Genomic DNA, 15,401 nt, shown 5'->3' on the forward strand with positions numbered 1-15,401 from the left:
CAATGGAATAACGGCGCAGAGCGCCGCTGACGCATAAGGAGATGAGAGATGAACTTCTCAAGACGTGAAACTTTCGGCCTCGGCCTTGGAGCCGTGGCGCTTACCATGCTGCCCGTGGGGGCTTCTGCCGCCACGGTTGACGAGCTGATCGCGGAATTCACCGGCGGGGCCGATATGGCCGACACCGGCGTCACCCTGACCGCGCCTGAAATCGCGGAAAACGGCAACACTGTGCCAGTCTCGGTCGAAGCGCCCGGTGCGTCTGCGATCATGGTGCTGGCCACCGGCAACCCGACCCCGCCCGTGGGCACCTTTAACTTTGGCCCCTTGGCCGGTTCGCGCAGTGCCTCCACCCGCATTCGTTTGGCCACGACCCAAGACGTTGTCGCCATCGCCAAGCTGGAAGACGGCACCTTTGCCCGCACCAGCGCAGAGATCAAAGTCACAATCGGCGGCTGCGGCGGCTAAGCCCGCGCGCCCCAATTTTTAGGAGTTTTCAAAATGGCAGAAGGTGTAACCCCTCGCGTCAAAGTGCCGAAAAAAGCCGAGGCAGGTGAGGTCATCACGATCAAGACCCTGATCAGCCACCCGATGGAATCGGGCCAGCGCAAAGACGGCGACGGCAATGTCATCCCGCGTTCGATCATCAACCGCTTCACCGCTGAGTTCAACGGCGAGAGCGTGATCGACGTGAAGATGGAACCGGCGATGTCGACCAACCCCTATTTCGAATTTGACGCCACCGTGCCAGAGGCCGGCGACTTCAAATTCACGTGGTACGATGACGACGGTTCGGTCTACGAAGAAGTCAAATCCATCACGGTTGGCTGACCCCGCGTCAGCCAGAACCGTGCGTGGAACAGGGAGGAAAGACATGAAATTCAAGGCAATGACCGCGGTCGCGGCGCTTTTGGTGGCCGCCCCCATGCTGGGGATGGCCGATGAGGAGGCCGAGCTTGTCGTCAACGGCGAGATCGAGATGGTGACCAAGACCGATGCGCCTCCGCATCTTGAGGGGGCTTTGCCGGAAATCATGTCTGGCTGGCGCTTCCGCTCGGATGAGACGCAGCAAACGCAAATGGACGATTTCGATAACCCCGGCATGATCTTTGTCGACCAGGCCCAAGCGGTTTGGGACACGGCAGAGGGCAGCGAGGGCAAGTCCTGCGCGTCCTGTCACAATGACGTGGAATCGATGGAAGGCGTCCGCGCCGTCTATCCCAAATGGAACGAAGAGGCGGGCGAAGTTCGCACGTTGGCGATGCAGATCAACGACTGCCGCGAGACCCAGATGGGCGCCGAGCCGTGGAAATACGACGGCGGCGACATGACCGCGATGGAGGCGCTGATCTCGGTCCAGTCGCGCGGCATGCCGGTCAACGTGGCCATCGACGGCCCGGCCCAGAGCGTTTGGGAACAGGGCAAGGAGATGTACTACACCCGCTACGGCCAATTGGAGCTGAGCTGCGCCAATTGCCATGAGGACAACTACGGCAACATGATCCGCGCCGACCATCTGAGCCAAGGTCAGATCAACGGCTTTCCGGTCTATCGTCTGAAGAACACAAAGCTGAACAGCAGCCACGCCCGGTTTAAGGGCTGCATCCGCGATACTCGGGCCGAGACCTTTAGCCCCGGCAGCCCCGAGTTCGTGGCGCTTGAACTCTACGTCGCCAGCCGCGGCAACGGCCTGTCGGTCGAAGCCCCTTCGGTGCGTAACTGATTTAACATCCGGGCGTTTTGCCTGACCTGATCCCGCCCCTCACGAGGGGGCGGGGCCTTTCCCTGTTTTCAAGTGATGGAGCGTAACATGCTGTCTCGCCGTGATTTTCTGCAAATGTCCATGGCTGCGGCCTCCATCTACGGCGGCTCGGGCTTCGGCAACTGGGCGCGGCTGGCGGCGCAGGACCGCTTTGATCAGGACGCGCTGCTGGAATTCGAGAAGTTCGGCAATGTCACCCTGATGCATGTGACCGACATCCATGCGCAGCTGAAACCGATCTATTTCCGCGAGCCCTCGGTCAACATCGGTGTAGGCGAGAACCGTGGCAAGGTGCCCCATATCACCGGCGAGGATTTCCGCATCCGCTACGGCATCGGCGGTGGCACGCCGCTTGATTACGCACTGACCTATGACGATTTCGTCGCCCATGCGCAGGCTTACGGCAAGGTCGGCGGCCTCGACCGTGTGGCCACCGTGCTGGACGCGATCCGCGCCGACCGCCCTGATGCGCTGCTTCTGGACGGCGGGGATACGTGGCACGGCTCGATGACCTGTCTCAAGACCCAAGGTCAGGACATGGTCAACGTGATGAACGCGCTGAAGCCCGATGCGATGACCTTCCACTGGGAGTTCACGCTGGGGTCTGAGCGGGTGCAGGAGATCGTGCAGGGGTTGCCCTTCGCGGCGCTTGGCCAAAACATCTTTGATGCGGAATGGGATGAGCCTGCGGAACTCTTCAAGCCCTACGAATTCTTTGAGCGCGGCGGCGTGAAGATCGCCGTGATCGGGCAGGCCTTTCCTTACATGCCCATCGCCAATCCCGGCTGGATGTTCCCTGAATACTCCTTTGGCATCCGCGACGAGCATATGCAGGAGATGGTCGACGAAGTCCGCGCGCAGGGCGCCGAACTGGTCGTCTGCCTCAGCCACAATGGTTTCGACGTCGACAAGAAGATGGCCGGCATCGTCAAGGGGATCGACGTGATCCTGTCGGGCCATACCCATGACGCGTTGCCCGAGCCGGTGCTGGTGGGGCAGACGCATATCATCGCATCTGGCTCGAACGGGAAATTCGTTTCCCGCGTGGATCTGGACGTGCGCGATGGCAACATGATGGGCATCCGGCACAAGCTGATCCCGATCTTCTCGGACCTCATCACACCAGATCAAGAGGTGGCTAAGTTGATCGACGCGCAGCGCGCGCCTTATCTGGATGAGTTGACCCATGTGGTGGGGCAGAGTGATGCGCTGCTCTACCGCCGCGGCAACTTCAACGGCACTTGGGACGACCTCATTTGCGACGCGCTGCTGAGTGAGCGTGACGCCGAAATCGCGCTGAGCCCCGGTGTGCGTTGGGGGCCGTCAATCCTGCCGGGCCAAGACATCACCCGCGAGGATATCTTCAACGTCACCTCGATGACCTATCCCAATGCCTATCGAACGGAAATGACTGGCGAATTCCTGAAGGTCGTGCTGGAGGATGTGGGTGACAACCTATTCAACCCCGACCCCTATTACCAGCAGGGCGGCGACATGGTCCGCGTTGGCGGCATGGGCTTCAAAATGGACATCGCCAAGCCGCAGGGTGAGCGGATCAGTGATATGACCCTGCTCAGTTCCGGTGAGCCGATTGATCCGTCGCGCAGCTATGTCGTCGCCGGTTGGGCCTCGGTCAATGAAGGCACCGAAGGTCCGCCGATCTGGGATGTGGTCGAAAGCCATATAGCCAAATTGGGAACGGTTTCTGATGGGGCCCGCACGCCGGTGGAAATCGTTCTACCAGACTGAGAAAAAGCAGAATAGGGGTTCTCACGCGCCAACAAATTCAATAAAATGAATTTGAATATGTGAGGGCCACGACATGACTGACGAAAATCAAACTGGACCATCGCGCCGTGCCTTTCTAACGGGGGCAGGGGCGGCGGCTGCGGGGACGCTGGCGGGCCACGCCAGCGCCCAGACGGACCCGGCGATTGCCATTCATCCTTGGATGCAGGAGCTGGGCGACGGCGTTGACGCCGCGCCCTACGGGATGCCATCGCCGCATGAGGCGGATGTGAAACGCCGCACCGTGGAGTGGCTCACCGCAGATCCGGTGAGTTCGATCAATTTCACGCCGCTGCATGACCTCGATGGGACGATCACCCCCAATGGACTGTGTTTTGAGCGGCACCACTCTGGCGTTGCCCGCGTTGATCCGGCGCAGCATCGGCTGATGATCCACGGGTTGGTCGACAAACCCTTGGTGCTGACCATGGAAGACCTCAAGCGGTTTCCCCGGCAGAACCACGTCTACTTCCTTGAATGTGCAGCGAATTCCGGGATGGAGTGGCGCGGTTCTCAGCTTAACGGCTGTCAGTTCACCCATGGTATGATCCATAACGTCATGTACACCGGCGTGCCGCTGCGGCTGGTATTGGAAGAGGCGGGGGTCAAGCCTGAAGGCAAGTGGCTGCTTGCAGAAGGGGCCGATGCCGCCGCTATGACGCGCTCAATCCCGATGGAAAAGGCGCTCGACGATTGTCTCGTCGCCTTCAAGATGAACGGTGAAGCGCTGCGCCCCGAACAGGGCTACCCGGTGCGCCTCGTGGTGCCCGGCTGGGAGGGCAACATGTGGGTCAAATGGCTGCGCCGTCTCGAAGTCGGCGACCAGCCTTGGCATCACCGCGAAGAAACCAGCAAATACACCGACCTCATGGCCGACGGCGTGGCGCGCCGCTTTACTTGGGAGATGGACGCGAAATCGGTCATCACCAGCCCCAGCCCGCAGGCGCCGATCACCCATGGGCCGGGACCGACCGTTCTGACCGGTCTGGCGTGGTCCGGGCGGGGCACGATCCCGCGTGTCGATGTGACCATCGACGGTGGCATCACTTGGCAGGAGGCACGGATGGATGGTCCGAGCACGCCCAAGGCGCTGCACCGCTTCTATTACGACTTTGAATGGGACGGAAAACCGCTGCTGTTGCAAAGCCGCGCGCATGACAGCACCGGCTATGTCCAGCCGACCAAGGACGCCCTGCGCGAGATCCGGGGCGAGAATTCGATCTACCACAACAACGGCATCCAGACTTGGGCTGTTGACGCTGACGGAAAGGCCGAAAATGTCGAGATTTCTTAAACTTGCGCTGCTGGCCAGCGCCATGGCCAGCCCCCTTGCCGCCGAGCCTTTGGGCCTTGGCCGCGCCGCCACGCCCGAGGAAATCGCCCTTTGGGACATCGACGTGCGCCCCGACGGTCTGGGCCTGCCTGCGGGCAGCGGCGACGTGATGACCGGCGATAAAATCTACACCGAGAAATGCTCGGCCTGTCACGGGGTCTTTGGCGAGGGCACAGGCCGCTGGCCGGTGCTGGCGGGCGGGCAGGGCAGCCTGTCCGATGCACGTCCCGTCAAGACGATCGGCAGCTATTGGCCATATCTCTCAACGGTTTACGACTATGTGAACCGCGCCATGCCCTTTGGCAACGCGCAGTCGCTGACCCATGATGAGGTCTATGCGATCACGGCCTATCTGCTTTATCTCAATGATGAGGTGGATGAGGATTTCGTGCTTTCTTCGGACAACTTTGCCGAAGCGCGTCTGCCGAATGAGGAGGCCTTCAAACCCGATGACCGGGCAGAGGTCGAGTTTGCGGCCTTTAAAGAAGAGCCCTGCATGACCGAATGCAAACCCTCGGTCGAAATCACCATGCGCGCCGCTGTGCTGGATGTGACGCCCGAAGAAACCGCCGCCAAAGCCGCCGCCAAGGCTGAAGAGGCGCAAGCCGCTGAACCCACACCCGAAGCACCGACCGCCGAGGCACCGGCGGTTGAGGTCGCCGAGGTTCCTGCCGCCGACCCGGCGCTTATCAAAGCCGGCGAAAAGGTGTTCCGCAAATGCAAATCCTGCCACCAGATCGGCGCCAAGGCCAAAAACCGCGTCGGCCCGGTGCTGAACGGCATCGTGGATGGCCCAGCGGGTGCGGTCGAAGACTTCCGGTACTCCAAACCGATGGCAGCCGCAGCCGAGGCAGGTCTAGTCTGGACCGAGAGCGAGCTCGGCGCGTTTTTGGGAAACCCCAAGGGCTATATGAAGGGCACGAAAATGTCCTTCCCCGGTGTGCGCAAAGAAGAAGACATCGCCGCTCTGATCGCCTACCTGCGTGACGCGTCGGAGTGATTGAGGCGATTAGAGAAAACTGACGTGCCTGCCCCCCTTGAACCCCCATACCGGGGGGACTAATCTCTGGGTAACAGTTTTGCGGGTATGGTCCCGCGAACAGGAACTGAGGCAGGCACGCATGAACGATCCGATCAACACCTATATGAATACGCTTGTCCCGATGGTGGTTGAGCAAACCAGCCGGGGCGAGCGGTCCTACGACATCTTCTCGCGCTTGCTGAAAGAGCGGATTATTTTCGTCAACGGTCCGATCCACAGCGGGATGAGCCATCTGGTCGTCGCCCAGTTGCTGCACCTTGAGGCGGAGAACCCGACCAAGGAAATCAGCATGTACATCAACTCGCCCGGTGGCGAGGTGACGGCGGGCCTGTCGATCTATGACACGATGCAATACATCAAACCCAAGGTCTCGACGCTGATCTGCGGCATGGCGGCCTCAATGGGGTCGGTCATCGCGATCGGTGGCGAAAAGGGCATGCGTTTCGCGCTGCCCAATGCTGAAGTGATGATCCACCAGCCGTCCGGCGGTTCGCAGGGCATGGCCGAAGACATCCTGATCTCGGCCCGCCATATCGAGCGGACCCGTGAGCGGATGTACCAGCTTTACGTCAAACACTCCGGCCAGCCGCTGGAGACCGTTCAAAAAGCGCTCGACCGTGATCTTTGGATGACCCCTGAAGAAGCCAAAGAATGGGGCCACTTGGACGAGATCGTCGAAAGCCGTGGCAAGGCCGATGATGCCGCCGCCAGCGGTAAGGGCAAGAAAGACAAATAATTGAGGGGCCCGGCGCTGCATATTTTGCGATTGTAGCGCCGGGATCACTGGCCTAAGCTTGAGGCCAAATCTCGCAGCCTCACGTTCGGGGCGAACATACACGACAGACCTGAAAGGTTTGAGATGGCGAATAATTCCGGCAACGACAGCAAAAATACGCTCTACTGTAGCTTCTGCGGCAAGAGCCAGCACGAGGTGCGCAAGCTGATTGCGGGGCCGACGGTGTTCATCTGTGACGAATGCGTCGAGCTGTGCATGGACATCATCCGAGAAGAAACCAAAGCCTCGGGGCTCAAAGCGACCGACGGCGTACCGACACCCCGCGACATCTGCGGCGTGTTGGACGATTACGTGATCGGTCAGGCGATAGCCAAGCGCGTGCTCTCGGTGGCGGTCCACAACCACTACAAACGTTTGAACCACGCCCAGAAGGGCGGCGATATCGAATTGGCGAAATCCAATATCCTGCTGATCGGCCCCACCGGCTGCGGCAAGACGTTGCTGGCGCAAACGCTGGCGCGCATTCTGGATGTGCCTTTCACCATGGCCGATGCGACCACGCTGACCGAAGCCGGTTATGTGGGCGAGGATGTGGAGAACATCATCCTCAAGCTGCTGCAATCGTCTGAATACAACGTGGAACGTGCGCAGCGCGGCATCGTCTATATCGACGAGGTCGACAAGATCACCCGCAAGTCCGAAAACCCCAGCATCACCCGTGATGTGAGCGGTGAGGGCGTGCAGCAGGCGCTCTTGAAGCTGATGGAAGGCACCGTGGCCTCTGTGCCGCCTCAGGGTGGGCGCAAGCATCCGCAGCAGGAATTCCTGCAGGTGGACACGACCAATATCCTCTTCATCTGCGGCGGTGCCTTTGCTGGCCTCGACAAGATCATCGCGGCGCGGGGTAAAGGTTCGGCCATGGGCTTTGGCGCTGACGTGCGTGACAACGACGCGCGCGGCATCGGTGAGATTTTCACCGACCTTGAGCCTGAAGACCTGTTGAAGTTCGGTCTGATCCCGGAATTCGTCGGCCGTCTGCCAGTTCTGGCAACCCTCGAAGATCTGGACGAAGATGCGCTGGTGACCATCCTGACAGAGCCGAAGAACGCTTTGGTGAAACAGTACCAGCGTCTGTTCGAGTTGGAAGACACGCAGCTGACCTTCACCGATGATGCGCTGACCGCGATCGCCAAACGCGCGATTGAACGGAAAACTGGCGCGCGGGGTCTGCGCTCTATCCTCGAAGACATCCTGCTCGACACGATGTTCGAACTGCCGGGGCTGGACACGGTGACCGAGGTGGTCGTCAACGAAGAGGCCGTTACATCCGAGGCCAAACCGCTGATGATCCACGCCGACAGCGAAAGCAAAGAACCAGCCAGCGCGGGCTAAGACCCGACGCGAGGCAGAGAGATAGAGGGCGGGCCAATGGGTCCGCCCTTTTACATTGAAGGGAACGGTCATGAAGCGGATTTCATCGGGCGGTGCCTATGAAGAAAAGATCGGCTACAGCCGCGCAGTGGTCGCGGGCGGCATGGTCTATGTCTCGGGCTGCGTGGGCGATGGGGCAGATGTCACGGCCCAATGCGCAGCCGCATTGGCGACGATTGAGCGGGCGTTGGCAGAGGCGGGAAGCGATTTCGCCCGTGTGGTCCGCGTCACCTATATGCTGCCGGACGCTGCGGAGTTTGAGCCCTGCTGGCCGCTGCTGCGCGAGGCCTTTGGCGCACACCCGCCTGCGGCGACGATGATCGAATGCGGGCTGATTGACCCCAAATACCGCATTGAGATCGAAGTCACCGCGATGCTGCGAGAGGCGGCAGAGGGTTAAGTTTTCTCCGGCACCAATTCAAATTGATCCCCCAGCCGGGCGCGCACCTTTGCGGGATCTAGGTTCGCCCAACGCGGCCCGCTATCGTCGATAAAACCCGTCTCCCGCAGGCTATCTTGCAGCGCGGGCATATCAAGCTCCCCCATCCAAAGCCGCGCCTTGGCCTTGCCGAGTGGTTTCCACGAGCGGGTAAGGTGGCAGAGCGTGGCGGTGGTGATCCCTGCAAAACTTTGCAAATGCTGTTCCAACCCGCGCGTGGCTGAGGAGGGGCGGCGCACGACAATGGCCACTTGCTGCGCGGGCCGGGCGACCATCCCCAAGAGATGCAGGGCCGACCCTTCGGCGGCGATGACCTGCTTGGCCGCCTTATAGACCGCGATCTGTTCGCGCAGCCCGTGTTTCTCGGGGTGAAAGATCGTGTAGCCCTGTGCCGTCAGATAGGTTTCCAACGCCTCTTCCCCGATCAGGTTGCCGCGCCCTGCGGGCAATTGGCTGCGGCTGATATAGAGCTTTTCTGGCCCCTCGGGCGCGATCTCTTGCGCGAACCGATTGGCGATGGTGTTGCGGTAAGGCTCGGTGCCGGTGATCAAACTTCCCAGACCAAAGCCTTGCCCCGGTATGATCAAACGCTCGACCCGGGTCGGTGCGTCCAAACTGACTAGCGGCTTGTCGCAGCCCAGAAGGGCGAGGAAGTCACGCTGATACCCCGATACCTCTCCGCCATTGCGGGGGCGTTTGGGGATGAAAAGAACACCGTGGATTTCCTCCTCAAGGTGATCCAGCGCCCATAGGCGCGCGGTGCTCTCAACCAGAAAATGTCCGAAGTGCAGCCAGAGGACACCCCCCCAAAGCCAAGTGCCCGCACGCTCAGTAACCGGGCCTTGTGGCATCTGCGGCGGCGTTGTTAATGCGCGCCCGTTTCGCCACAGCGCTGCCGGCGGGCAGGGGCGGCCATCGCTGTGCAGTACGCCCGCGGGCTGGACAAGGCCGTCACGTTCAGGAAGTTGAACAAGCGCGTTGTCCAAAGTCGTAATCTTTGTCGACCAGCCACCATCAGGCGCGGGCGGACGCTCGGCCGGATTGCATGTACAGGTCCAGACAAGCCGGGTGCTGACATCGGGCTGCTTGCGAAACCCGGCGCGTTCTAGGATGCTCTTGCATTCGCGCATCCCTTCGCGGCCATAGGCGTCGGGGTGAAACTCAATCACCACGGCACGCAGCCCGTCAAGGGACGCATGGCGCAAAAACTCCAACTCTGCGCCTTCAATATCCATCAGCAGCACATCGGGTTTGAAGGTTTGGCAGACCTCCGCATAGCTGATTGTGGGCACTTCCACCTGTGTCGTCTCGCGGTTGTCACTGTCGATAAGGGACGATCCAAGGAAGGAGTTGCGCACATGAAAGGGCAGGGTCGCTGGCCGGTTGTCACCACTGATCACCAGCTGATTTCGCACCGTGATCTTATTCTGCAACTCATTCAGGTCATAGAGCGCACGAATATGGGGAATCAGCGCGGCGTTCGCCTCAAACGACAAAACCGTTTCGGGTGCGCCCTTATGGGCGGCAATGGCACCCACCAGTCCCAGCCCCGCGCCCATTTCTAACACCCGATCGCCGGGCTGGATCACTGCCAGCGCACCAGCGATCTCTTGCCCTTCATAGCGCCCTGCGTTGATCCGCTGAATGCGTGTCTCGTTCAAAAAGGGCGACTGCGGCACCCGAACGCCATGGCATTCTGCCGCCACCGGAGGGGTCTCTTTCGCCGTAACCATCGCTGCCCTTTCTGTTTTTGTGATCCTAGCCAGAGGCCGCGCACAGGCCAAGCTCCTTCGCGGTGAGGCTGGACGCCAAAGCCTCCATGGTGCATATAACGGACAACAGGAACGGAGACCTCGATGGGCATTCTCAATTCACTTCTGCGCGGCGTCACTTGGTGGAACGGCCAGACGCTGAACACCCAGCTTTTCACTTGGCGCAAGGGCAGCAAGGTGGGCGAAGACGCGCAGGGCAATATCTATTACCGCAACGCCGATGACAGCAAACGCTGGGTCATTTTCAACGGCGAAGCCGAGGCCAGCCGCGTGAGCCCAGATTGGCATGGCTGGCTGCACCGCACTTGGGACGAGCCGCCGACAGAAAAGCCTCTGATCCACAAGCCGTGGGAAAAGGCACATGTCGAGAATCGCACCGGCACCCCCATGGCCTATGCGCCAGCAGGGTCGCTGCGCCGGGCTGAACCGGTTGAGCGCAAAGACTATGAGGCCTGGCAGCCTGAATGATCGGACGGCTGCGCCTGAGGCGCGGCCCCAAGTTTCACGCAATCCGGGTGGATGAATGAAAAAGCTTTTGATGGCTGCGCTTTTGCTGGCCGCGCCGCTTCATGCACAAGAGGGCGGTCAGGTCGCCAGCGCCACGGGTGGCGTGTTGCGGGCGTTGGATAAGATTTCCGGCAATACGATCGACCTTGAGATCACTAGGGGCGACAGCCAGTCGCTTGGGAATTTGCAAATCACCATGGTTGATTGCCGCTATCCGGTGGGTGATCCGGCGGCCAATGCCTATGCGGCGCTTGAGATAACCGAGAATGACAGCGCAGACCCGCTTTATTCAGGGTGGATGATCGCCTCGGCCCCGGCGTTGCACGCGCTGGAGCACTTTCGCTATGATATCTGGGTCATCCGTTGCAGTACATCCTGAAGACTGTCTAATGCGGGCCTACTAAACGCGGCGCTGCCGCGCTTGGCCACGTCCAGCTGCGCGTGATAATCGGCGCGGCTGATCTCTTTGGCCCCGAGAGAAGCCAGATGATCGGTCAGGAACTGTGTATCAAACAGGATAAATCCGGCGCGACGAAGGCGGTCAACCAAAGCCGCTAACGCCATTTTTGAGGCATTGTCCCGGCGTGAAAACATGCTCTCACCAAAGAACGCGCGGCCCAGCGTGACGCCGTAGACACCGCCAACCAGTGCCTCTCTGTCCCAAACCTCAAGCGAATGGGCGAGGCCCGCGCGGTGCAGCGCGCCGTAGAGAGCAGCGATTTCTTCGTTGATCCACGTGTCTTCACGGTCTGCGCAGGCGGCGACGACACCGTCAAAATCACGGTCGATCGTATGGTGAAACGACGTGCGCCTTATGGCGCGGGTCAACGACCGTGAGATATGAAAACCGTTTAACGGCATAATGCCACGGCGCCGCGGGTCGACCCAGAAAATCTCCGGGTCGTCGCGGTGTTCGGCCATAGGGAATATCCCGATGGAATAGCCGTGGAGCAGTATCTCGGGCGTAAGCTCCGACATCAGTCGTCATGCGTTCCCGAGGTTGGTTTCCAGCCAATGCTCAAGCCAGTGGATGTTGTATCCGCCCGACTGCACGTCTTCCTCGGCCAAAAGCGCGTGGAACAGGGGCACAGTGGTATCGACACCATCCACAATCAACTCACCCAAGGCCCGACCCAAACGCGCCAGCGCCTCGGGGCGGTCGCGGCCATGTACGATCAGTTTGCCGATCAGGCTGTCGTAATAAGGCGGGATCGAATAGCCGTCATAGAGGGCTGAATCCATCCGCACGCCAAGGCCGCCCGGCGCGTGATACTGCGTGATCCGGCCCGGGCAGGGCGCGAAGTTCGGCAGTTTCTCGGCGTTGATGCGAACCTCAATGGCGTGACCATTGATGACCAGATCCTCTTGGGTGAAGGACATTGGCAGCCCTTCGGCGACGCGGATTTGCTCGCGCACCAGATCCACGCCAAAGATCGCCTCGGTTACCGGGTGTTCCACCTGAAGGCGGGTGTTCATTTCGATGAAATAGAACTCACCGTTCTCATAGAGGAACTCGATCGTGCCGGCACCGATATAGTTGATGTTGGCCACGGCATCCGCACAGACCTTACCGATCCGCGCGCGCTCTTCTTCGGTGATCGAAGGGCCGGGGGCCTCTTCGAAGACCTTCTGGTGGCGGCGCTGCAGCGAACAGTCGCGCTCGCCCAGATGCACGGCGTTGCCCTTGCCATCGCCAAAGACCTGAATCTCAATGTGGCGCGGGGTGGTCAGGTATTTCTCGATATAGACTTCGTCATTGCCGAAATTCGACTTGCCTTCTGCGCGGGCAGTCTGGAAGGCTTTTTCCATATCCTTGGCGGTCTGGGCGACTTTCATGCCCTTGCCGCCGCCGCCTGCCGTGGCCTTGATGATGACCGGATAGCCGATCTCTTCGCCCAAGCGCTTGGCTTCTTCGAGCGAAGCTACGCCGCCTTCGGAGCCGGGCACGCAAGGCACGCCGAGCTTCTTCATCGTGTCCTTGGCGGTAATCTTGTCGCCCATGACACGGATGTGTTCCGCAGTGGGGCCGATGAAGGTCAGGCCGTGGTCTTCGATGATCTGCACGAAGTTGGCGTTCTCCGACAGGAAACCATAGCCGGGGTGAATCGCTTCGGCCCCGGTGATTTCACAGGCAGCGATGATTGCCGGGATCGACAGATAGGATTGGGTTGAGGACGGTGGGCCGATGCAGACGGATTCGTCGGCCATGCGCACATGCATCGCGTCACTGTCGGCGGTGGAATGCACCGCGACCGTCTGGATGCCCATCTCGCGGGCCGCGCGGATGACGCGCAGGGCGATCTCTCCGCGGTTGGCGACTAGGATTTTGCTGAACATGATCTGCCCTTATTCCAAGATCACCAGCGGGGCGCCAAACTCAACCGCATCGCCGTCACCGACGAGGATGCGCTTGACGGTGCCAGCGCGGGGGGCGGGAATGTGGTTCATCGTCTTCATGGCTTCGACGATGAGCAGCGTATCCCCTTCGGAGACGCTGGCACCTACGCTGATAAACGATGGCGCGCCGGGCTCACCCTGCAGATAAACCGTGCCGACCATGGGCGAAGTCACCGCGCCGGGGTGGTCTGCAGGGTCGGTTTCGATTTGAACGGGGGCAGGGGCGTTCCCTGCGGCGGGCGCAGCTGCGGCAGCGGCGGGGGCAGGTTGGTATTGCTGCTGCGGGGCGGCCATGACCTGCTGTGGCGGTTTACGGCTTACACGCACGTTCAGACTGTCGTCCTCGGCGTAATCGCGTTTTACCTGAAGCTCGGTCAGGTCGTTCTCGTTCAGCAGTTCGGCGAGGGCCTTGATGAAGGCCACGTCACTATCATGGGTGTTTTTTGTCATTGGATCCTCGAAGATTTCGACAGGCAGGCAGCCTATCGCTGCGCGATTGATTGTGCTCGCTTATAGGGCATGGGCAAAGCCATGAAAAGCCAACTGTTGTCTAGGGGGTAGGATCGGTTTTTTGACGCGCAGATGCGGCCCGGTACATGATGACGCAATATGCTCAGGCGCCGGGCCGTGGGGACAAGGGGATCAGATCGCGAGGTACTCCGCACGTAGCTCTGCGTTTTCCAGCACCTCCGCCGCCGTGCCGTCAAAGACCACGCCGCCGGTGTCGAGGATCACCGCACGATCTGCCAGTTTCAGGGCGCGCACGGCGTTTTGCTCAACAAGGATGGTGGTGATGCCCTGTGCCTTGATAAGGCCCAGTGTCTTTTCAATCTCGTCCACGATCACCGGGGCCAGGCCTTCATAGGGTTCATCAAGCAGCAAGACCTTGATGTCGCGCGCCAGGGCCCGGGCGATGGCCAGCATCTGCTGTTCGCCACCCGAGAGGGTCACCCCCTCTTGGTTCCGCCGCTCGCGCAGACGGGGGAAGAGGTCATAGAGCCGGTCGAGTGACCAGCCGATGGGCGGGGCGATCTGGGCGAGTTTCAGGTTCTCTTCGACCGTGAGGCCAGAAATGATGCGCCGATCTTCGGGCACCAGCGCCAGCCCCGCTGCGGCGGCCTGGTGGCTGGCCATATTGTGCAGCGGCTGATGATCGAGCCAAATCTCGCCGCGCTTGAGTTCCGGGTCGCTGACCCTTGAGATGGCCCGCAGGGTCGAGGTTTTGCCTGCCCCGTTGCGGCCCAGCAGCGCGAGGATTTCGCCCTCATGGACGTTAAAGCTCACCCCCTGCACGATATAGCTCTCGCCGTAATAGGCGTGAATGTCCCAGACCGAGAGGAAGGCCGGGGCGGTTTGGGCGTGGTTGGCGTTTTTGTCTAACGTGTCGGTGCTCATCGGGGTGTCCTTGGGGTTTGGCAACAGGATAGATCAGGCGGCGTCTTGGCTTTCGCCGAGATAGGCTTCGCGCACCTTGGGGTGGCCCTTGATCCGGTCGGGCGTGTCTTCGACCAACGGCGTGCCTTGGGCCAGCACGGTGATGCGTTCGGCCAGCGAAAAGACCACATGCATGTCATGCTCGATGATGGCGATGGTGATGTCGCGCTCGTCCTTGATCTGTTTCAGTAGGTCGATCGTATTGTTGGTATCGGCCCGCGCCATCCCGGCGGTCGGTTCGTCCAAGAGCAGCAGACGGGGGTCTTGGGCGAGACACATGGCGATCTCCAACCGCCGTTTGTCACCCCGCGACATGGAGGCCGCGGGCATGTGCCGCTTGTCGATCATGTTCATGTCGCGCAGCATTTCTTCGGCCTTGTCGATCATGTCACGCTGGCCCACGACCCGCGACCAGCCGTTCAGCTGAAACGCCCCGTCGCGTTTGGCAAGGCAGGGGATCAGCATGTTCTCCATCACCGTGAGATCACCAAAGATTTCAGGCGTTTGGAACACGCGGCTGATGCCCATCTGGTTGATCTCATAGGGTTTGCGCCCCAGCACCGACTGGCCGTCGAACATGACCGAGCCGGTATCGGGGATAAGCTTGCCCACCAGACAGTTCAGTAGCGTGGACTTGCCCGCCCCATTGGGGCCGATGATCGCATGGACGGAGTTCTCCGCCACACTGAGGTTCACATCGCTCAGCGCCTGCAACCCGCCAAAGCGTTTGCCGACATTTTTGACTTCGAGAATGGACATG

At 60.6% G+C, this 15,401-nt stretch carries 17 protein-coding genes; 11 read left to right on the forward strand and 6 right to left on the reverse strand.

Annotated features, from left to right (window positions below):
• The first annotated feature begins 48 nt into the window (after positions 1–48).
• The 9 genes from soxY (at position 49) to ACSQ16_RS09470 (ending at position 8,492) form a co-directional block, all read left to right on the forward strand.
• Positions 49–468 (forward strand): thiosulfate oxidation carrier protein SoxY, encoded by a 420-nt coding sequence (gene soxY / locus ACSQ16_RS09430; protein ID WP_243260812.1) that lies wholly within the window; start codon positions 49–51, stop codon positions 466–468.
• 33 nt (positions 469–501) lie between these two features.
• On the forward strand, positions 502–831 hold the full coding sequence (soxZ, locus tag ACSQ16_RS09435) for a thiosulfate oxidation carrier complex protein SoxZ (RefSeq protein WP_067941571.1): 330 nt from the start codon (positions 502–504) through the stop codon (positions 829–831).
• Between the two features lie 43 nt (positions 832–874).
• Positions 875–1,723 (forward strand): sulfur oxidation c-type cytochrome SoxA, encoded by an 849-nt coding sequence (gene soxA / locus ACSQ16_RS09440; protein WP_243260811.1) that lies wholly within the window; start codon positions 875–877, stop codon positions 1,721–1,723.
• Positions 1,724–1,810: 87 nt separating this feature from the next.
• Complete coding sequence (gene soxB / locus ACSQ16_RS09445; RefSeq protein ID WP_243260810.1) at positions 1,811–3,511, forward strand: thiosulfohydrolase SoxB; 1,701 nt, start codon at positions 1,811–1,813, stop codon at positions 3,509–3,511.
• A gap of 73 nt (positions 3,512–3,584) precedes the next feature.
• Entirely contained in the window at positions 3,585–4,844 is a 1,260-nt protein-coding gene (gene soxC / locus ACSQ16_RS09450; RefSeq protein WP_243260809.1) for a sulfite dehydrogenase, read from the forward strand.
• The gene (locus ACSQ16_RS09455) at positions 4,828–5,883 is read left to right on the forward strand and encodes a c-type cytochrome (protein WP_243260808.1); all 1,056 of its coding nucleotides are present in this window, start codon (positions 4,828–4,830) and stop codon (positions 5,881–5,883) included. Before soxC ends, ACSQ16_RS09455 begins: the two co-directional genes overlap by 17 nt.
• A gap of 121 nt (positions 5,884–6,004) precedes the next feature.
• Entirely contained in the window at positions 6,005–6,661 is a 657-nt protein-coding gene (locus ACSQ16_RS09460; protein ID WP_067628353.1) for an ATP-dependent Clp protease proteolytic subunit, read from the forward strand.
• Positions 6,662–6,784: 123 nt separating this feature from the next.
• A complete protein-coding gene (gene clpX / locus ACSQ16_RS09465; protein ID WP_243260807.1) occupies positions 6,785–8,053 on the forward strand; it encodes an ATP-dependent Clp protease ATP-binding subunit ClpX in 1,269 nt (422 codons plus the stop codon).
• Positions 8,054–8,123: 70 nt separating this feature from the next.
• Positions 8,124–8,492 carry a RidA family protein gene (locus ACSQ16_RS09470; RefSeq protein ID WP_243260806.1) on the forward strand — a complete coding sequence of 123 codons (369 nt, stop codon included), beginning with the start codon at positions 8,124–8,126 and terminating at the stop codon, positions 8,490–8,492.
• Here ACSQ16_RS09470 and ACSQ16_RS09475 read toward each other — a convergent pair.
• Positions 8,489–10,264 (reverse strand): FkbM family methyltransferase, encoded by a 1,776-nt coding sequence (locus tag ACSQ16_RS09475; RefSeq protein WP_243260805.1) that lies wholly within the window; start codon positions 10,262–10,264, stop codon positions 8,489–8,491. The genes ACSQ16_RS09470 and ACSQ16_RS09475 overlap by 4 nt on opposite strands.
• A 123-nt stretch (positions 10,265–10,387) precedes the next feature.
• Between ACSQ16_RS09475 and ACSQ16_RS09480 the strand changes: the two genes are divergently transcribed.
• Positions 10,388–10,771, forward strand: a complete 384-nt coding sequence (locus ACSQ16_RS09480) for an NADH:ubiquinone oxidoreductase subunit NDUFA12 (RefSeq protein ID WP_093925932.1) — start codon at positions 10,388–10,390, stop codon at positions 10,769–10,771.
• A 55-nt stretch (positions 10,772–10,826) separates the two neighbouring features.
• On the forward strand, positions 10,827–11,189 hold the full coding sequence (locus ACSQ16_RS09485) for a DUF2155 domain-containing protein (protein WP_093925933.1): 363 nt from the start codon (positions 10,827–10,829) through the stop codon (positions 11,187–11,189).
• Here ACSQ16_RS09485 and aat read toward each other — a convergent pair.
• From aat to ACSQ16_RS09510, 5 genes are all read right to left on the reverse strand, one after another.
• The gene (gene aat, locus ACSQ16_RS09490) at positions 11,153–11,788 is read right to left on the reverse strand and encodes a leucyl/phenylalanyl-tRNA--protein transferase (protein ID WP_243260804.1); all 636 of its coding nucleotides are present in this window, start codon (positions 11,786–11,788) and stop codon (positions 11,153–11,155) included. The genes ACSQ16_RS09485 and aat overlap by 37 nt on opposite strands.
• Positions 11,789–11,794: 6 nt before the next feature.
• Positions 11,795–13,147: an acetyl-CoA carboxylase biotin carboxylase subunit gene (gene accC, locus ACSQ16_RS09495; RefSeq protein ID WP_093925935.1), complete on the reverse strand. Its 1,353-nt coding sequence runs from the start codon at positions 13,145–13,147 to the stop codon at positions 11,795–11,797.
• 9 nt (positions 13,148–13,156) lie between these two features.
• Positions 13,157–13,657 (reverse strand): acetyl-CoA carboxylase biotin carboxyl carrier protein, encoded by a 501-nt coding sequence (accB, locus tag ACSQ16_RS09500; RefSeq protein ID WP_243260803.1) that lies wholly within the window; start codon positions 13,655–13,657, stop codon positions 13,157–13,159.
• A gap of 192 nt (positions 13,658–13,849) precedes the next feature.
• Entirely contained in the window at positions 13,850–14,602 is a 753-nt protein-coding gene (locus ACSQ16_RS09505; RefSeq protein WP_243260802.1) for an ABC transporter ATP-binding protein, read from the reverse strand.
• Between the two features lie 33 nt (positions 14,603–14,635).
• Positions 14,636–15,400, reverse strand: coding sequence for an ABC transporter ATP-binding protein (locus tag ACSQ16_RS09510; RefSeq protein ID WP_093925938.1), 765 nt, complete (start codon positions 15,398–15,400; stop codon positions 14,636–14,638).
• Position 15,401: the final 1 nt, after the last annotated feature.

This window comes from Sulfitobacter sp. SH24, from assembly GCF_965641895.1.
In the GTDB taxonomy this organism is placed as follows: Bacteria; Pseudomonadota; Alphaproteobacteria; order Rhodobacterales; family Rhodobacteraceae; genus Sulfitobacter; species Sulfitobacter dubius.